The sequence below is a fragment of the Roseburia lenta genome, from assembly GCF_014287435.1.
GTDB classification, from domain to species: Bacteria; Bacillota; Clostridia; order Lachnospirales; family Lachnospiraceae; genus Pararoseburia; species Pararoseburia lenta.
Window position 1 is genome coordinate 536,417 of record NZ_JACOPG010000001.1, and the last position, 19,490, is coordinate 555,906.

Annotated in this window: 18 protein-coding genes; 1 reads left to right on the forward strand and 17 read right to left on the reverse strand. The window is 47.2% G+C overall.

The genetic code is table 11. The features are described 5' to 3' along the window. Positions 1–34: 34 nt before the first annotated feature. The 10 genes from H8R94_RS02645 to H8R94_RS02690 all read right to left on the reverse strand — a co-directional run bounded on the left by H8R94_RS02645 (position 35) and on the right by H8R94_RS02690 (position 12,202). Positions 35–721 carry a 5'-methylthioadenosine/adenosylhomocysteine nucleosidase gene (locus H8R94_RS02645; RefSeq protein ID WP_118534619.1) on the reverse strand — a complete coding sequence of 229 codons (687 nt, stop codon included), beginning with the start codon at positions 719–721 and terminating at the stop codon, positions 35–37. A gap of 29 nt (positions 722–750) precedes the next feature. Next, the gene (locus H8R94_RS02650) at positions 751–1,209 is read right to left on the reverse strand and encodes an S-ribosylhomocysteine lyase (RefSeq protein WP_118534618.1); all 459 of its coding nucleotides are present in this window, start codon (positions 1,207–1,209) and stop codon (positions 751–753) included. Between the two features lie 155 nt (positions 1,210–1,364). After that, a complete protein-coding gene (locus H8R94_RS02655) occupies positions 1,365–2,237 on the reverse strand; it encodes an N-acetylmuramoyl-L-alanine amidase (RefSeq protein ID WP_186853787.1) in 873 nt (290 codons plus the stop codon). Positions 2,238–2,248: 11 nt separating this feature from the next. After that, positions 2,249–3,613, reverse strand: coding sequence for a PFL family protein (locus H8R94_RS02660; RefSeq protein WP_186853788.1), 1,365 nt, complete (start codon positions 3,611–3,613; stop codon positions 2,249–2,251). Between the two features lie 11 nt (positions 3,614–3,624). Beyond that, positions 3,625–3,909: an ACT domain-containing protein gene (locus H8R94_RS02665; RefSeq protein WP_118280878.1), complete on the reverse strand. Its 285-nt coding sequence runs from the start codon at positions 3,907–3,909 to the stop codon at positions 3,625–3,627. 90 nt (positions 3,910–3,999) lie between these two features. After that, positions 4,000–4,797, reverse strand: coding sequence for an MBL fold metallo-hydrolase (locus tag H8R94_RS02670; RefSeq protein WP_118280877.1), 798 nt, complete (start codon positions 4,795–4,797; stop codon positions 4,000–4,002). Position 4,798: 1 nt separating this feature from the next. Next, the gene (locus tag H8R94_RS02675; RefSeq protein WP_186853789.1) at positions 4,799–6,988 is read right to left on the reverse strand and encodes a cell division FtsA domain-containing protein; all 2,190 of its coding nucleotides are present in this window, start codon (positions 6,986–6,988) and stop codon (positions 4,799–4,801) included. A 25-nt stretch (positions 6,989–7,013) separates the two neighbouring features. After that, complete coding sequence (gene coaE / locus H8R94_RS02680; protein WP_118280875.1) at positions 7,014–7,604, reverse strand: dephospho-CoA kinase; 591 nt, start codon at positions 7,602–7,604, stop codon at positions 7,014–7,016. A 40-nt stretch (positions 7,605–7,644) separates the two neighbouring features. Next, on the reverse strand, positions 7,645–10,407 hold the full coding sequence (gene polA, locus H8R94_RS02685; protein ID WP_186853790.1) for a DNA polymerase I: 2,763 nt from the start codon (positions 10,405–10,407) through the stop codon (positions 7,645–7,647). Next, positions 10,388–12,202, reverse strand: a complete 1,815-nt coding sequence (locus H8R94_RS02690) for an aminopeptidase P family protein (protein WP_186853791.1) — start codon at positions 12,200–12,202, stop codon at positions 10,388–10,390. The genes polA and H8R94_RS02690 overlap by 20 nt, the downstream gene beginning before the upstream one ends. Positions 12,203–12,564: 362 nt before the next feature. On the opposite strand from H8R94_RS02690, the gene H8R94_RS02695 reads away from it, so the two are divergent. Next, positions 12,565–13,341 carry a YdcF family protein gene (locus H8R94_RS02695; RefSeq protein ID WP_186853792.1) on the forward strand — a complete coding sequence of 259 codons (777 nt, stop codon included), beginning with the start codon at positions 12,565–12,567 and terminating at the stop codon, positions 13,339–13,341. Here H8R94_RS02695 and coaBC read toward each other — a convergent pair. The 7 genes from coaBC to H8R94_RS02730 form a co-directional block, all read right to left on the reverse strand. Then, positions 13,295–14,494 (reverse strand): bifunctional phosphopantothenoylcysteine decarboxylase/phosphopantothenate--cysteine ligase CoaBC, encoded by a 1,200-nt coding sequence (gene coaBC / locus H8R94_RS02700; RefSeq protein WP_186853793.1) that lies wholly within the window; start codon positions 14,492–14,494, stop codon positions 13,295–13,297. The genes H8R94_RS02695 and coaBC overlap by 47 nt on opposite strands. A 72-nt stretch (positions 14,495–14,566) precedes the next feature. Next, positions 14,567–14,959: an aspartate 1-decarboxylase gene (gene panD / locus H8R94_RS02705; RefSeq protein WP_118280870.1), complete on the reverse strand. Its 393-nt coding sequence runs from the start codon at positions 14,957–14,959 to the stop codon at positions 14,567–14,569. Between the two features lie 13 nt (positions 14,960–14,972). Beyond that, entirely contained in the window at positions 14,973–15,818 is an 846-nt protein-coding gene (gene panC, locus H8R94_RS02710; RefSeq protein ID WP_186853794.1) for a pantoate--beta-alanine ligase, read from the reverse strand. A 19-nt stretch (positions 15,819–15,837) separates the two neighbouring features. After that, positions 15,838–16,665, reverse strand: a complete 828-nt coding sequence (panB, locus tag H8R94_RS02715; protein WP_186853795.1) for a 3-methyl-2-oxobutanoate hydroxymethyltransferase — start codon at positions 16,663–16,665, stop codon at positions 15,838–15,840. Beyond that, entirely contained in the window at positions 16,640–17,605 is a 966-nt protein-coding gene (locus H8R94_RS12330; RefSeq protein WP_330592972.1) for a Rossmann-like and DUF2520 domain-containing protein, read from the reverse strand. Before H8R94_RS12330 ends, panB begins: the two co-directional genes overlap by 26 nt. Before the next feature lie 663 nt (positions 17,606–18,268). Continuing rightward, positions 18,269–18,691 carry a flavodoxin gene (locus H8R94_RS02725; protein WP_186853797.1) on the reverse strand — a complete coding sequence of 141 codons (423 nt, stop codon included), beginning with the start codon at positions 18,689–18,691 and terminating at the stop codon, positions 18,269–18,271. Positions 18,692–18,730: 39 nt separating this feature from the next. Then, positions 18,731–19,288 (reverse strand): DUF3793 family protein, encoded by a 558-nt coding sequence (locus H8R94_RS02730; RefSeq protein WP_243069514.1) that lies wholly within the window; start codon positions 19,286–19,288, stop codon positions 18,731–18,733. Positions 19,289–19,490: the final 202 nt, after the last annotated feature.

Here is a 19,490-nt window from a genome sequence, read left to right on the forward strand (position 1 = left end):
TCCGTATTCTATTTCTATCTATGCTATCTTTGTCTTAGGCAAGTTCTGCGATCACATCAAGGATCACTTCAATGCCGACCTGTGCTGCCTTTTCTGCAAAAGTAGCATAGTCCATTTCTGCGCCTTTTCCATCTGAAATACTGCGCAAAATAGCAAATGGCACTTGATTGACATAACATACTTGTCCGATACTTCCGCCTTCCATCTCTCCTGCAATGGCACCAAACTGCTCGTGCAGATGGTTCTTGGTGCTTTCCTTTGATAAGAAAAGATCACCGGTTGCTATTGTGCCGACTTTATGATTGATGCCCTTGGCTGCCACACATTTTTCAATAACAGAATAAATCTTTTCGTCTGCCGACAGATATACTTCATTTAAACCGGATAAAAGTCCAACCGGATCTCCAAGTGCTGATGTGTTCATGTCATGCTGCACAACCCGGCTTGCAATGGCAACATCCATAACACCCAGTTCATCACACAAAGTTCCTGCTACACCAATGTTGATCACACAGTCCACATGATAAGTCAGGATCATTGCCTCTGCACAGATGGCTGCAAATACTTTTCCAACGCCGCAGACCGCCGCGATCACTTCTTTTCCACCGATCGTACCCTTAGTAAAAGTAACACCACTGACAACTTCCTCTGACACATCTTCCATATGTGCTTTTAAATTGTCAACTTCGATCTGCATTGCTCCGATAATACCAATTTTCATATTGCCTTTACTCCATTTCTCTTGTTTTCCTATTGTGGATAGGTAAATTCCATATTTGTCTGCTTTTTCAGAACTTCCAGATAAGTCCTGCACTCCTCCTTGGCTGCTGCAAGCTCAAGATTGCGGTAATTTCCACATTCTACAGCTGATGCGCCAAAGACCGGTCCTTCATGGTCAAGGATCTCCTGCAAGACCTTTTTGGTGATCTCAAAGACCTGCTTATCATCCGCATTACGGATCAGCAGATAAAAGCCGGTCTGACATCCCATAGGTCCAAAATAGACCACATCATCCGCGATCTCGGAATTACGAATATATGTGGCAAACATATGCTCCACAGAATGCATGGTCAGATCTGACATATAATTGCCCATATTGGGTCGTCTGGTCCGCATATCGTATGTGGTAATGTCGCCATCGACACGGGAAATATAAAATCCCGGCATCAAAATATCATGATTTATGGTAAAACTCTTGATTCTTTCCATTTTTCCATCCTTTCTACTACATTTTATCCGTGAATGATTATAACACGATTTGTATAGATATCCTACTTTTTTTGTATATTTTTTCACAAAGACAGTTAGCAATAAAAAAGCAGGGATAGATCTTTAAAGATCCATCCCTGCTTCTCCTATTCTTATCATAAACCAAAATACGCGTCTATCCCGTCTGCGATTCCCTGCACCATGCGTGCCTGATAGGCTGGATCTTCCATGTTGACATCATCTGTCGGATTTGTCATGTAGCCCATCTCCAGTATCGTAACCGGAACTGTACTCCAGTTGATGCCCGTCATGGTATCACTGGTGCTGACACCTTGATTTCGCATGCCGGTAGCAGCACAATAGGCATCCAAAATGCACTTACTCAGATTCCAACTACTGTCTGATAAATATGCAATATAAGGATTAGAAGACGATGGTGCTAGTGCTAAAGCCCCACTGACAGAAGCGTTATCCACCCCATTGGCATGGATGCGAACTGCAATCTCACCACCTACACTTGTTGCGTACTGCGCACGCTCCATATTGCTGATATTGACATCATGGGATGTGCGTGTCATATAGACCGTATAGCCCCGGTTTTCCAGTTCCGCCTGCAACTGCTGGGAGATAACAAGGGTCAACTGATACTCATAGACACCTGTGGTCGTACCATGTGTACCGCCTGTCACACGCGCCTTCATCGTGGATGAGCCCGGTCCATTTGGCTCTGTGGAAGAATCACCTCTGCCCTGGTGTCCCGGATCGATCACAACCACATGGGAATTGGCGGCAGGTTCTTCGGTCGTCATGTCAGATGCCATATCGTCCTGTTTTTGCTCCTTATCGGTATCCGTTTGGTCTGATGTTGTCTTATCCTCTTCTGTTACAGAATCATCTGCCTGTTCGGAGGTATCCTCTTCCGGCAATATCCCCTTATACTTTTTATAGGCAAAGCCAGCCAGCAGTATCGCACATACAATGGCAAGCAATATAACTAACGGGATCCATCGTTTTTTCTTTATCATCATTTTCACATTTTCTAGTTCTTAAAACTATGTACCGGTGCCGGAATGCGTCCTTTGCGGTTTACAAAGGCATCACATCCATACGGATTGACCGGCATAATCGGTGCATATCCCAAAAGTCCACCAAACTCTACGGTCTCGCCTACGCCCTTGCCAATAACCGGGATCAGACGAACAGCGGTCGTCTTCTGGTTGATCATACCGATCGCCATCTCATCTGCGATGATACCAGAGATCGTCGTTGCCTTGGTATCGCCCGGAATGGCGATCATATCAAGTCCTACGGAGCAGACACAGGTCATTGCTTCCAACTTCTCTAATGTAAGCGCACCTGCGGTAACTGCATCGATCATACCCTGATCTTCGCTAACCGGAATAAAGGCACCACTCAAACCACCAACGTATGAAGATGCCATGATACCCCCCTTCTTGACCTGATCATTTAAAAGAGCAAGCGCTGCTGTTGTTCCCGGTGCTCCTGCATACTCCAGACCGATCTCCTCTAAAATCCCTGCTACACTGTCACCGATCGCCGGTGTCGGTGCTAAGGACAGGTCGATAATACCAAACGGAATACCCAGACGCTTGGATGCCTCCTGTGCGACCAACTGTCCTACACGCGTCACCTTAAAAGCTGTCTTTTTGATGGTCTCACAAAGGACTTCAAAACTCTCGCCACGCACAGCTTCCAAGGCTGTCTTTACAACGCCCGGTCCACTGACACCGACATTGATGATAGCATCTGCCTCGGTCACACCATGGAAAGCCCCTGCCATAAATGGATTGTCATCCGGTGCATTACAAAATACCACCAGTTTGGCACAACCAAGAGAATCCTGTTCCTTGGTATATTGTGCGGTTTCTTTTACCATCTGTCCCATCAGACGGACAGCATCCATATTGATACCGGTCTTAGTAGATCCCACATTCACGGAACTACACACGAAATCTGTGCATGCCAATGCCTGTGGAATAGAACGGATCATATTTTCCTCTGCAGGCGTCATCCCCTTGGATACCAGTGCGGAATAGCCACCGATAAAGTTCACGCCCACGGTCTTTGCCGCGCGATCCAAGGTCTTTGCGATCGTCACATAATCTTCCGGGCTCTTACATGCTGCGGAACCAACCAGTGCGATCGGGGTAACGGAAATACGCTTGTTTACGATCGGAATGCAATAATCGTTCTCGATCTCCTTACCGACTTTGACCAGATCCTTTGCTACGGTCGTGATCTTATTGTAGATGTTGGTATTTAACTGATCCAGATCCGAATCCATACAATCTAAAAGGCTGATACCAATGGTAATCGTACGCACATCCAGATTTTCCTGTTCTACCATTTTGTTTGTCTCGTTGACTTCACCAAAATTAATCATGATACTCTCCTTTAGATTCTATGCATTTTTTCAAAAATCTCTTCACGCTGGCATTTTACATCAACGCCAATCTTTTCTCCCAATTCACGCAGATCTGCCTGGCACTCTGCAAAAGGTTTTTGACATGCAGCAAAATCCACGATCATCATCATATTAAAATAATCCTGTACGATGGTCTGTGAAATATCCAGTACGTTGATGCCATTCTCTGCCAAGTATGTGCAGATTCCTGCAATAATGCCTACGGTATCTTTGCCTACTACTGTGATAATTGTTTTCTGTGTGTTTTTCTCCATGTCAATTCTCCTTTTATTTTTGATCTATGATTATAGTTGTATAAACTATAACATCAATTTCAGTTTCTGCCAAATAAAATCTGTCTTTATCTAAAGCCGGATCAGACTGGATGGTCTGTCCCTCTTTGCCACCTCGATAGGGAAATCATTGCCCCGGTACGGATTATCCCCTAAGGAGATCTCTAAGCGGACAGTCTCATATGCCAGTTCATCATAATTATTTTCTTTGGACAGATGTCCCAATAAAATATGCTGCATGCCATCGTGAAGGATCTGTCCCAATAACTGTCCGCTGGTCTCATTGGACAGATGTCCCCGCTCACCCAGGATGCGCTGCTTTAAAGGATAGGGATAAGCCCCCACCTGCAACATATGGATATCATGATTTGCCTCAAGCAGCAGGGCATCCAAGCCCTCCATATGTGAGACAATATCAGCATCATAATAGCCCAGATCTGTCACAACGCCCACACGATGTCTGCCATCTGAGACAAGATAGGCGACCGGATCTGCTGCATCGTGTGAGATCGACATAGGATAGATCTCCAGATTTCCAATGAAAAAGGTCTTGCCCGCCTCGATCACATGAAATAAAGACGGATCGATCTTTCCAACCGATGATGATTGCAGGATGGCATCTGCCGTCCCCTTTGTCGCATAGATCGGCAGTCCGTATTTGCGCGCGACCACGCCCAAGCCCTGTATATGGTCACTATGTTCATGTGTGATCAGCACCCCATCCATATCCGATGTGGTGTAATCATATGTATTCATTCCCTCCTCAATACGCTTGCCGCTGATCCCGGCATCTATCATCACGTGGCACTGATCGCTTCCCAGACAGATGCAGTTGCCACTGCTGCCACTGGCTACACTAAAAAAATCCATCTTATGACTCTTTCCAATAAACTAAGATATCATCCCCCTCGTGAAGTTCGTCTGAATATCCGCACGGCGCGCCATTGATCGTCGTTACGATCGGTCTGCCGCCACCCGCGTGCACATCAAAATCGATCACATTGAAGATGTCTACAAAAATATAACTGCTCTTGCCACTCAAATATACCGGTTCATGGTTGACTGTTACATGCAGCCCGGCTTCTTCAGGTGCTTTTTCCTCTGCGACGGTTTCCTTTGCCGGACTATCTCCGCCGGATGCACCTGCGCCCGCCTGCTTTGCCTCGTCAGGGGCTTCTGCCTGCGTGCCGCCATCTGCCTGTGCCTCAGAACCAAAGCCGTATTTGCTGGCATGTTTTAACTGATCTAAGATATTGCTCGCCTGGCTTCCTGTCTCCTTTGCCTGTACCGGCGCTGCACCAAAAGCAAGTACCGTCCAGTCGATCGAGAAATTCTCATAGATCAAAGACTCCAGCGTAGCCGGTCGGTTGTTGACCAGGATCTCACGATCCGGGTCGACCTCCACATCCATAAACTCTGCCAACTGACCTACGGTATAAAAACTACGGGTCTCGATCACATCACCCTCCTGGATCTCATAAGAGCCCGGCTCTAATGAACCATTGACCTCCATGAACTTCGGACACATCACATGTTTGCCACAGACTTCAAATGCCATGGTATTGCCGGCATACTCGTCCAATTCCTCGATCGTGCAGACTGCTTCCTCTCCTGCCGTTGACGGCTCTATGGTAATAAAACAGTTAAACTCAAGCGGCGTATTCATACCGACAGTCACATCATTCATCTTGACCACAGCAGACTCGCCCTCGCCGCCACGCACCATACGAGGCGTTCCATTGACCGTAAAATGGATTTCACGGCCACGGCGCGGGAATAGTTCCTCTGTCGTAAATCCTGCCTGCATAGCGGCATCTACGACTGTCAAATGACCATTGTCATATAACTTCATCATTTCTCCGTTGAAATGGATCATGATAAAGTTGTTTTTCTGCTCATAATAGTTGAGGCAGATACCGATCGGTGTCACAAGCAGCGGATCCTTTTTGATGCCTTCCTGCTCAAAAATGATATTCTTCATGACTTCCTCGCCACGGAGGGCAACACGCTCCGGTACGATATCCAGTTTCTTGGCAAGGGACTCTGTATAGCCGTGGATCTTGCCACCACCACCAACGATAAATGCCGCACTAACAGACTTATCGCCATTCAGTTCGCGGATCTTGTTTGCTACTTCTGTCGTCATTTTCTCACGCACGACCTCAGTCAGTTTCCATACTTCCTCTGCAGATACAGTATGGGAGATCCCCATGATGTCCTCATAGGTCACTTCGTCTAAAGTACTGGAATCCAACTTGATCTGCTCTGCGGTAGCAAAGTCGACCAGATATGCCTGTACGATCACTTCCGTCAACTCATCACCCGCAAACGGGATCATGCCATAGGCGATGATGCTTCCGTCTCTGGTGATACAGATATCGGAAGTACCGGCGCCCACATCCACCAGTGCGATATTTAACATCCTAAAATTCTCTGGGATTGCCACATTGATAGCAGCAATAGGCTCGAGGGTCAGGTTTGCCACCTGTAGTCCTGCACGCTCTACCGCAGAATACAATCCATCTACAACATCTTCCGGCAGGAAAGTCACAATGATGATCTCGTCGATCTTGTTTGCCTTATGCCCTTCCAGACTGGAGAACAATTCATCATTCAGATAATATTTCATGACAGAATAACCGACACAATAGAATTTGTATCTGTTATCGCCCTCAGCAAGCAGTTCCTGCTGCGCCTGATCGATCCCCATCAGATCCAAGGTATGTAAGTCTTCGCCCGTAACAACCGTTTCTTCCGGATATTCATAGGTCACCTGTGTTGTCACCGTACGCAGGACACGACCAGCCGCCGCGATACATACCTGTGTCAGGCTTGTCCCGATCGCTTCTTCCAAGACCTCCTTGACCTCACGGATGGTATCTCCCACGCGCCCGATGTCATGGATTTGTCCGTCCAACATGGATCTTGTCTGGTGTTCCCTCACACACTGGGCGATCACATGAAAGCCGTCGTCCGCCTGATAGCCCACCGTTCCGACGACATTTCGCGTTCCGATATCCAGTCCAAAAATGATATCTTCCAATGGATTCTTTTCATTCATAAATCTGCTCTCCTCTATCACTTTCCTATCCTAAGATCTGCCGTACCTGTGCCTGCGTCCCTTCCATACTTCCACTGCTGTCGATCACATGGGCACATGCCTGCCGAAAGGCTTTCTCCGGCATCTGGCTGGCGAAGATCTGATCTATCTTTTCGTCCGTGTAACCTCTGTCACGTTTCAGACGCATCCTCCGCTCGTCCTCTGAAGCATAGATATACCACAATTCATCACAGACTTCCTCGTAATGATCCTCTAAAAGAAGCGCTGCCTCGAAGAAAAAATAGTCCAACCTGCCTTGATTTCTCGCCTCTTTGACCTGTGCCAATACACATTCCTTGACCGCAGGATGGACAATGGCATTGACCTGTGCGCGCACCTCTTCTTTTGAAAAAAGCAGGCGCGCCATGCTCTCTTTTTCTATCCGTCCGGCTCCATCAAAGACCTGATAAGGACTTAGCAGGTCTACCAGCGCACCGTAGCAGATGCTCCCTGGCTCCATCAATGACTTCGCCAGATCATCTGCTAAAGCAATGTGACATTTGTAATTTTCCTTCAAATACGCCAGTACCGTCGACTTTCCGGCACCGACACCTCCGGTGATCCCTATAAACTTCATAATCTACTCCATTGTATCATTTTCTACAGGCAAAACAAAGTTATTTTGCATCATACCATGTATAGCCGGTATGCATATCGATCGTCAACGGCACTACCAGTTTTGCAGCACCTTCCATCTCTTCCTGCAGGATCTTTTTTACCACCGGCAACTCTTCCTCTTTTGCCTCGATCAAAAGTTCATCATGCACCTGCAAAAGAAGTCTGGATGCCAAGCCTTCTTTTTGTAAACGGTCATGCACATGCACCATGGCGATCTTGATGATATCCGCCGCAGTTCCCTGGATTGGAGAGTTCATCGCGATACGTTCACCAAACTGGCGCTGCATAAAATTGCTGGATGAAAGTTCCGGAATCGGCCGGATACGCCCATACATGGTCTTGACCTCTCCTGCTTCCTTGCCCTCTGCTACCAGCCCATCCAAAAATTCTTTCATGCGCGGATAAGCCAGAAAATAATCATCGATATACTTGCCAGCCTCTTTCTTGCTGATACCGAGATCCCGGCTCAGTCCAAAGGCACTGATCCCATAGACGATACCAAAGTTGACCGCCTTGGCATTGCGTCTTTGTAATTCTGTGACATCCTCAAAGGCTGTGTGGAATACCAGTGACGCTGTAGACCTGTGGATATCCTGTCCCTGCAAAAAGGCATGGATCAGGTTCTGATCCCCTGACATATGGGATAAGACACGCAGTTCGATCTGGGAATAATCTGCATCCACAAAGACAAAACCATCCTTTGGATGAAAGACCTTGCGGATCAACTTGCCTAGTTCCATGCGGATCGGTATATTCTGTAAATTTGGCTCCGTACTGCTGATACGGCCGGTTGCCGTAACGGTCTGCTGGAAGGAAGAATGGATCCGTCCGTCCGGCGCAATACAATTTGAAAGTCCTTCTGCATAAGTCGATTTCAGTTTTGCCAGTTGGCGGTATTCTAAAATGTCTGCCACGATCGGATAGTCCGGTGCCAGATTTTCTAAGACATCTGCCGCCGTAGAATAGCCAGTCTTTGTCTTCTTGCCACCCGGCATCCCCATCTTTTCAAAAAGGATAAGTCCCAACTGCTTTGGCGAATTGATGTTGAACTCTTCTCCGGCTTCGTCATAGATCTTTTGCTCTAATTCCACCAGACGTCCCATCAGCCGTCCGCCATATTCTTCCAAGGCTTTAGCATCAATCACAATGCCTTCCAGTTCCATATCTGCCAGTGTAAAGATCAGCGGCAGTTCGACATCCCGATACAGATCATCCATCTGCTTTTCTTTCAGGCTTTCCCACTGCATACCAGCCACACGGCTGCAGATATATGCCTCATAGCAGGCATAGGAGCAAAATTCCTTTGGCATTTCTTCCAATGCCTGCGCCAGACTTCTCTTGCCAAAGGTCTCCCCATAGCCCGGCACACTGATACCCAGATATTCGCTCGCCAGATCTTCTGCTACATAGGTATTCTTGAGCGGCTGCAACAGATACTCTGCCACTGCCACATCATAGACATTCTCATAATGTAAAAACCGCTCCTGCAAATGCGGTGTACAGATCTTTATGGCTTCCTTGACATTCATACATGCCAGACGCTTTCCCTGTGCTATCAGATGCTCTAAGACCTGCGTTATGCAGGAAATATCATCCATCGGTGCCCACAGACTCTTTTCTCCATCTGAAAGTGCTATACCGTAAATCTCGTATTCCTGACAGGCATCTTCCGATATTTTCTGACTTGTAAAGAGGGATAACTGCCCATCGCCGTCCTTGGCAAGTGACGCATCCTCCCACTCCTTGGCACTGCGCTGTCTCCATGCCAGATACAGACCAATATAAGATGCCTGCCCCTTCGCCAATTCCTCTGCAAAAGCAGTCAGGCTCTGTGTATCCTCTGCCTGTGAGAAGGCATCTTCCGCTACATTCCTTGGTGCCTGGATCTGAAATCTGCCTAAAAGATTCTTGAACTCCCATTCCTTGCACAGCGCATATGCCTCCGGGGTAAAGATATCCGTAAGTCTTGCCGCTTGCAAATCATAGGTGATGTCCGCGTGCACCTCAATGGTCGCCAATTCCTTTGACATGACCGCCTGATCGTAAAACTCCACGATATTCTTGGCGGCACGCGGCGGGCGTAACTGATCTGCTGCCTCATGTGCTGCCTCGATCGAATGATACTGGGAAATGATGGCTGTTGCCGTCTTTTCACCGATCCCCGGTACGCCAGGGATGTTATCCGCAGTATCTCCCATCAAAGCCTTGACATCGATAAACTCCGTCGGTGTCACCAGATAACGCTCTGCCACATCGGCTGCATAATAATTCTCAATCTCCGTACCCGTCTTTTTGGTCTTTGGAATACTGATCTTGGTATGGTCTGTTGCCAGTTGCAGAAGATCCCTATCGCCGGAGACGATCGTGACTTCCATGCCCTGATCTTCAGCAAGGCGCGCCATAGTACCCAGAAGGTCGTCCGCTTCCAGTCCCTCTTTGGAGATCACCGTGATCCCCATTGCGGTAAGCATCTGCTTCATCATAGGAACCTGTTGACGCAGTTCATCTGCCATAGGCTTTCTCGTGCCCTTGTATTCTGCAAACATCTTGTGACGAAAAGTCGGTGCATGCTCATCAAAGGCTACGGTCAGATAGGACGGCTTTTCCGTGTCCATGATCTTGAACATGATATTTAAAAATCCATAGACCGCATTGGTATGCTGTCCTGCTGCATTGGTCAGATCCGGCAGTCCAAAAAAAGCACGGTTTAAAATGCTGTGTCCATCTATGAGTAATAACTTATTAGATTGCTCTTGTTTCATACTGTAGCCATTCCTTTTCCTTGTCATCTAAATATGGACTCAGGGTATCATAGACCTGTCTGTGATAAGTATTGAGCCAGTCTCTCTCTTTGTCTGTCATCATGTCCGGCAGTACTGCATCCAGATCGATCGGGGCAAAGGTCAGGTTCTGGAACTGATAATACTGACCATACTCTGTCTTTTCTGCCTCGACACAAAGAAGTTCGTTCTCGATGCGGATACCATAACCGCCTTCTTCATAGAAGCCCGGCTCATCCGTTGTGATCATGCCCGGGATCAACTCCTGGGATGGGAACATATCAGTCGTGCGCCAACGGAATGCATTTGGTCCTTCATGCACATTTAAGATATGGCCTACGCCATGTCCGGTTCCACAACGGTAATCTAAGCCCAAATCCCAGAGCGGTCCTCTGGCGATCGCATCCAGATTGGTCCCAGATACGCCCTTTGGAAATTTTGCATGTGCCAGACGCAGGTGTCCCTTTAATACCAGCGTATACATCTTTTTGATCTCATCGGAAATCGGTCCTAAGACGATGGTTCTGGTAATATCAGTCGTACCCCCCAGATAATGTCCGCCGGAATCCACAAGCAGCATGCCTTCCGGTGCAAGTGTTGCATGATCTTCCGGTGTTGCTGAATAATGCATCATGGCAGCATTGGCACCATATGCACTGATGGTATCGAAACTCAGATCCAAAAATCCCGGCTGTTCCTCTCTGCGCTCCTGCAGATAATCAGACGCACTGATCTCTGTCATTGGTTCGCTGCCGACATTGGTCTTGAGATAATGAATAAACTTAGTCACGGCAAGACCATCATAAATATGGGCCTCGATCGTGTTTGCAACCTCTGTCTCATTCTTGATGGCACGCATCAGTTCTGATGGATCATGTCCCTCAAGGATCTGATCCTGACTGACAAGGCTCATAAGTTTGGCATTGATAGTTCCCGGATTTAAGAGAACCTTTCCTCCTGCTTCCTGCACGCGCTGAGGCAACTCATCATAAACTGCATCATACGGACGCAGTGTAAAACCACATTCTGCCAGATAATCTCTGACTTCCTCCGGCCACTTCTCATAGAAGGCATACAGGATAGCATCCTGTCCCGTCAAAAAGAGGAAAGACAAAAATACAGGTACATGCGAAATATCACCGCCACGCAAGTTGGTGATCCATGCAATATCATAAAGGCTGCCGACCAGATGGCTGTCTGCTCCCTTTTTCTTTAATTCTGCACGGATACGCGCCAATTTATCCTGGGTAGACTCCCCTGCATACTGCTGACGTAAAACAAAGACCGGCTCCTGTGGAAGGGCAGGACGATTCTCCCAGATCTCGGCGATCAGATTCTCATCCATGGCGATCTTGCCGGACTTTTTCTCAGCGATCCCACGCAACTCCTTGGCTTCTCCCGCTGCCATGCAGGCACCGTCAAAACCGATCGTAGCGCCCTCTTTCAGATGCTCCTCTACAAACTCCATGACGGTCGGCACTTCCGGCTCTCCTATACGGTATAAGGTCACATCACTGCCTGCCACCTGTGCAGCCGCCTGCACAAAATAACGTCCGTCTGTCCATACACCGGCTTCCTCTAAAGTGATCACCGCCGTACCAGCAGATCCTGTGAAACCTGTGATATAAGCACGACACTTATAGTGTTCTCCGACATACTCGGAAATATGATCATCGGAAGTCGGAACGACATAGACCATGATCCCCTTTTCCTGCATCAGGCGGCGCAGAGCACGCAGTCTTTCATTGATGACCTGTGGATCGATTTTTTTGCTCATAATACATACATCTCCTTTTCTATTGCACTAGGCAAACATGACACTTCTGCCATGTTCCACTCATAAAATCTAACTGATGTATTATACCACAACTAAGCCGCCTCTTCCATAAATTCGTAGTAATCCGCCTCACTTGCAAATAAAATGTATTCCCCATCTACATATCCCATAAATCCGCTTCCTACTGTGTATCCTTTCATTGTGCTGCCTCCTCTTTTCGATCAACCTGTCTTTTTTGTTGACCTTAGGGTAGCACATAGCATGTACCATTATTGTCTCATTGCATATAGTATTTTATTTTCCAAAGTTCCGTTTAAAATCCAAATATGATATGATGCTTGCAGAAAAGGAGATCACGACATATGCATGTTTTATTGTTTTTTATAGGAATCCTATTTTGTATCTGGTTTCTCATGCCCTTTTTTACCAAAAGAATCTTAAATCCCGGCAATGTGACCGGACTTATCTTTTCCGTCCTGCTGATGATTTACGGAATTTTTCCAAGGCAGATCCGGCAGGGCATGACCGCGGCGCTCGCGCAGCCCGGATTTTCTCGCCTGCTCTGCGCCCTTTTTCTCGCCCTGCTTGCTCTTACCTGCCTTCTGTTTCTTATCAATGCCTGCCGCATCTTATCCGCCATAAAGGCGCATCCCCGGCAGTCATGCACGCTCATTGTTTTAGGCTGCAAGGTCTACGGCACAAAGGCAAGCCTTATGCTAGAAGAACGCATGGATGCCGCCATCGCCTATCTGCGTGCCAATCCGGACAGCAAATGCATTGTTTCCGGCGGCAAGGGGGAGGATGAAGGCATTTCCGAGGCTGCCTGTATGCAGCAATATCTGATCTGTCATGGCATCCCCAAAAGCCGTATTTTTATGGAGGACCGGTCACGGACCACGCAGGAAAATCTCTTGTTTTCCTCCGCCATCATAAAAAAACAAGGGCTCGATCCACATCTCGCCCTTGTCTCAAATGAATTTCATCTTTACCGCAGTCTCTGCATTGCCAAAAGACTCGGCTTTTCTGCCTACGGGATCCCTGCCAAGACTGCCTGGTGGCTCTTTCCCACCTACTTTACAAGAGAGATCCTTGCTATCGTAAATGAAGACCTCGGGCTGCTTCGTCCAAAATCTCCATAGCCAGCGCTTCCTTGCTCATCAGGGGCAGGGATCGCATGCCCTCTCCTGTGATCAAAGTTGCTACATTTGTATCACCGCCGAATCCGGCACCGCTCTGGCGGATGCTGTTGGCAACGATCATATCGACCTTCTTTTTCTCCCGTTTGGCTTTTGCATTTTCCAGCAAATGCTCCGTCTCCATGGCAAAACCGCAGATAAACTGATCTTCGCGCTTTTTTTCGCCTAATGCCGCTAAAATATCCTTTGTACGGACAAGCGGGATCACAGCGTTGCCTTGTGCTTTTTTGATCTTTTCCTGACTGACCTCAGCCGGTGCATAATCTGCCACAGCCGCAGATTTGATGATGATATCCGCATCATCCGCCTCTGCCATCACGGCTTCATACATCTCCTGTGCACTTTCCACCGCGACCGTCTTTACAAACATAGGCGGTTCCAATGCTACCGGACCGCTGACCAATGTCACGTCCGCCCCGCGCAGCATAGCCATTTTGGCGATGGCATAGCCCATTCTGCCGGTCGAATGATTGGAGATAAAACGCACCGGATCAATGGCTTCTCTGGTCGGTCCCGCTGTCACCAAAAGATGCTTTCCGGCAAGGTCTTTTTCGTATGCGACCTCACGCAGGATATACTGCAAGAGCACTTCCGGTTCCGGCATCTTTCCGGCACCGGAGTCGCCACAGGCAAGGTAGCCACTGGCCGGCTCGATCACCTGCATGCCATATTTTTTCAGGGTCTTTAAGTTATCCTGTACGATCTGATTTTCAAACATACCGGTGTTCATCGCCGGGGAAATGATCTTTGGGCATTTGCATGCCAGGATCGTTGTTGTCAGCATATCATCTGCGATACCATGTGCCATTTTGGCGATGACATTGGCAGATGCCGGTGCCACAAGAAACAGATCTGCTTTTTTGGCGATCGCAATATGCTCCACCGAAAAAGAAAAATTGCGGTCAAAGGTATCTACCAGACATTTATTTCCTGTCAGCGTTTCAAACGTGATCGGATTGATAAAATTTGTTGCATTCTTTGTCATGATGACTTCCACATCCGCATGCTGTTTTTTCAGCATACTTGCCAGATTTGCGATCTTATAGGCTGCAATGCTTCCCGTCACGCCAAGCACAATACACTTTCCCTCTAACATATCCATTTCCTACCTAATCAAATATTTTTCTTTACTATACCGCATCTGTCCGAGAAAGAAAAGCCCCGCCCGTTACAGATTATCGGACAAAAGCCCATGTTTTTCATAGCGGGAGGTCCGCTGGATCCGGTTTGCATCATCCACAAAAACAACATGCGGCTTGTGGTCTTTTGCCTCCTCCGGGCTCATGGATGCATAAGACATGATGATGACATGATCGCCGACCATGACCTGTCTGGCTGCTGCACCATTGAGACAGATCATGCCACTGCCCGCCTCTCCTGCAATCGTGTAGGTTTCAAAACGGTTTCCGTTCTCCACATCGACGATCTGCACATACTCGTATTCCATAATGCCTGCCGCTTCCAAAAGTTCGGTATCGACCGTAATGCTCCCCACATAATTCAATTCTGCCTGGGTCACGGTAGCACGATGGATCTTTCCTTTTAACATTGTGATTTCCATTTTTTTGCCTTTCTTATGCCTCAACAATAAAATTATCGATCAGTCTAGTCTTTCCGATATAGACCGCAATGGCAACCAGTGTCTCTCCTGCGATCTGATCGATCGGCGTGATCGTAGCAAAATCAACGACATCGACATAATCGATCTTTGCCAAAGGTTCGGTTTCGATCTTGTCTGCGATTGCCTTTTTGATGGTAGCCGCGTCCTTTTCGCCCTCAGCGATCATCTGTTTTCCAAGCGCAAGACTCTTTGATAAGATCAGGGCAGCCTGTCTTTCTTCTTCATTTAAATAGGTATTTCTGGAACTCTTTGCCAGCCCATCCTGCTCGCGGATGATCGGGCAGCCGTGAATGGTGATATCCACGCTCAGATCCTTGACCATACGCTTGATGACTGCCAACTGCTGTGCATCCTTTTGTCCGAAATATGCATTGTCCGGGCAGACAATGTGAAAGAGTTTTAAAACAACGGTCTGCACTCCGCGGAAGTGGATTGGGCGGCTCTTGCCACAGAGTTCGGTGGTCAGTCCGTTCATATCCACATAAGAGCAGAAACCCTCCGGATACATTTCTTCCGGTTCCGGGTGAAAGATCAGATCGACGCCAACCTCTTTGCAAAGAGCCGCATCCTTTTTCAAATCTCTCGGATAAGACTCCAGATCCTCTGTCGGTCCAAACTGCATCGGATTGACAAAAATGCTGACAACGACCTTATCGTTTTCCTTGCGGGCTTCTTCCATCAGACTTTTGTGTCCCTCATGCAGATATCCCATGGTCGGTACAAAACCGATCGTCAATCCCTCTTTTTTCCATTCTTTTACTTGTTTTCTGACCTCCGCTACGGTATAACAAATTTCCATTTTTCTTTCCTTCCTTATATTAATATAATTTTTCAATAATACTGTCGTCGATCTTGTAGGTATGTTCTGCTGCCGGGAATTCTCCTGCCTTGACCTCGGCATCATAAGCCTTGAAAGCCTCTGTCATGATCTGCCCTACATTTGCAAAATGTTTGACAAACTTTGGCTTAAAATCCGTAAACATGCCCAGCATATCCTGATAGACCAGCACCTGTCCGTCGCAGTCTGCGCCTGCACCGATGCCGATCGTCGGGATGGAGATCTCCTCTGTCACACGCTTTGCCAATGCTGCCGGAACACACTCCAGGACAACAGCAAATGCTCCTGCACGCTCTACGGCTCTGGCATCATCCAGAAGTTTTTGCGCTGCCGCCTCGCCCTTTCCCTGTACCTTAAAGCCACCGAAAGCATTGATGGATTGCGGGGTCAGACCAATATGTCCGCAGACCGGAATGGAGGCATTTACAATGGCACGGATGGTCTCTTCCATCTCTACACCGCCCTCCAGTTTGACGGCATGCGCACGTCCTTCTTTCATGAGGCGTCCTGCGTTTACAACAGCATCGTAAACACTTGCCTGATAGGACATAAATGGCATGTCACAAATCAAAAGTGTATCTTTGATACCGCGGCTGACCGCTGCACAGTGGTGAATCATATCTTCCATGGTCACTGAGATCGTGTCAGGATAGCCCAAAACTACATTTCCCAGAGAATCCCCCACTAAGATGGAATTGATGCCTGCGCCATCGACCAACTTTGCTGTAGAATAATCATAGGCAGTGAGCATGGTGAGTTTTTCGCCCTTTGCCTTTGCTTCCTTAAATGTTACGACCGTATTCTTCATTGTTTTGTCTCCTTCTCTTTTCATCCGCCAACAGACATTCCATGTCTGTATAATCCCTGTGCGGATTTTTCTTTTTTGCGAGCCTGATCTGCTCCCTTGCCAAAGCCATATACATCTCTTTCCCCTGCGCAGGAATGACCTGCAAGTGCTTTTCTACCGTGACAAGATCTCCGCGCTCTATGGGTCCTGTCAAAGCCTGCACACAGCCAGACGCTATGACATTTTCCACATTACCCCGCACCAGTGCCGCTGATGCCCGGCGCGCATTTTCTGTGTCAAAGCCGCAGGCTTCCAGCATCTCATAACCGCTCGCCAGAAGTGCCACGACCTGATTGCTCAGTGTTGCTGCCGCCGTATGATACAATGCCTTTTGCTCCGGCGCGATCCTCTGCACGGGGTTTCCCATTTTTTGCAATAAAGGCTCCATGACTGCAAGTGCCTGCGCATGACCTTCTAAGGTAAAAAATGCATTCTGTAATTGTTTGTAGGATGTATATTTGTCGCTGAACGCTAACATTGGATGAATCGACAGACCATAAGCCCTCGTCTTTTCGATTCCCTGAAATTGATCGGATGATAATGAGCCACTAAAATGACAAATGATTTTTCCTTGAATAGACAGATGCCGAATGCAATCCCATACGTTTGCTATCTCACCATCAGAAGTGGTAAGAAAAAGGGTATCGCTTGCTGCTACCAGGTCTTCGATCCTATCGAAGCTGTCCGTACCTGTAAATTGTGCCGCATCAAGTGCGCGCTCCCGGTGCCGGTCATAAAATCCCGTCACCCTGATCCCGTGATCCTGCATGTACTTTCCCATGGAATAGCCTACACGACCGGAACCAATAATTCCTATCTTCATGTCATCACCTTCCTTTAAAACGAACCCGTCGTTTTGATGTTTCTCGCTTTGGTGCCACCGGCTACCTTTGTTTCTCACATCACTTGTGATAACACACTATCATCTGATGCAGTTTCATACCATGAATACCGCTCAAAGGAAAATGTAGCATACTGGGTATAAAAAAACAAGAACCATGTTAAACATTTCACATAGTTCTTGTTTTTCTTTTCATACATTATAATTTACGATACATCTTTCATGGAATGCAATCCAATCAATAAGGTCGATGTATTGTGCAAAAGTGCGGATGTGGTCGGTTGCAAGATACCAAGGATACCAAGGACAATTTTGCCCATCCTTTACCTGCGCTCATAATCATATACCTCTCTTTCTTATTTTCCTGCCATATAATGCTCTTTATATGGCACATTGCATTTTTATTTATGAACTATCCTAGCACTTATTTTTTGCCTATCAACGTCAAAAAAAGGGGGTTTTTGTACCTTCTCTCATACAATCCCATCATTTCACAAAAATGCCACAAACCAGCGTGGTTACTGGGTTCTAACGCTTGTCAGCCCACGCTATTTATGGTTAGTCACAACGCAATAATCCTCCCGGCCACACTCCGGAAGGATTATTTACACATAAGTATTAAGAAAAGGGAGTCTTCCATTACCTATGGAAGAACTATATATAAATGAATAGCGGAAACTATCCATTTATGACAAATTAAATCTGCCTATTTCAGGCATCTGACTATGCCAATGCTGCACCGAGTGCCTCGCACTGCATCAGTCCTTCATCATCTGGGGTGTTATTGCAGATCACACTGTCACAGACAAGACTTGCACCTGCGCCCTTGCAGTCATTTTCCCAGTTTTCCATCCATTCGCCTGTGCCCCAGCCATAGGAGCCAAACAAAGCGATCTTTTTGCCGCCGAGTGCTGCACTTACTTCATCAAACATCGGCTGGAATTCACTTTCTTCCAAAACCTCTGCTCCCATTACAGGGCAGCCAAAGGCGATGGCATCATAATCAGCTACTTTACTTGCCGAAAAATCGTTGCAATAGATCAATTCTGCGTCTGCGCCTTTATCCTGCGCACCCTTTACAACTGCTTTTGCCATTTCCTCTGTATTGCCAGAGCCACTCCAATATACGACTGCTACTTTGCTCATCTCATATCCTCCATTCTGATCTCGTGCCAAGTCTGCCCTTTACGCTGAAACTGTCAGTTTATTGATGCTGCGCCCCTGCATCCACAATTCCATGTAGATCCGGGTGCATTTTTTATAGCGGGCAAATGTCTCCAAGGCATCTTCTTCATTCTGATATACTTTCCAACAGCCACTGCACTTACAATTACATCCCTGATTTTCGATAAACCCGATCACGTCAGCCAAGGGATAATCCAGGAAAATACCAATCTCATGTGGGAAACCATCACTGGCTGCAATCCGCTTTTGCAAATGTTCCAATGCCTTCTCCACACACAGATCAACATATCCATATTGTTCTAAGAAACAGGAAACGCCCGGTTTTTGTAAATCCTTTTGTAATTGTGCCATACGATACACATAGACCAATGCCCAATTCGGTTTCTGCTGTAAAACCGTGACTGCAATTCCCTTGGGATGCATCTGCTTGTTCCAGTAGGCGATACATTCCGCGAAGTCCTCCTGCCTCTCAAAGGAACAGGAAAATAAATTTGCCGTCTTGATCGATGCCAGTGTCGGAGAACAGTGGCAAATCAGATATTGTTCCATCTCTTTCATGTGCTTAGTATGTGCTCCATTTCGTCGGATTATGCAGTTAGTTGTCTCTAACTCGTATGCCATAAAAAAAGCAGTCCGCACGAGAGGAGAAAAAGTTGGCATACGATTTCAAATGGATTCTGCGCGATATCCTGCTGTTTTTTATTTTCATGGTTAGTTCTTACTAACTACTGATAGTATAATCTTACCGAAGTGTTTCGTC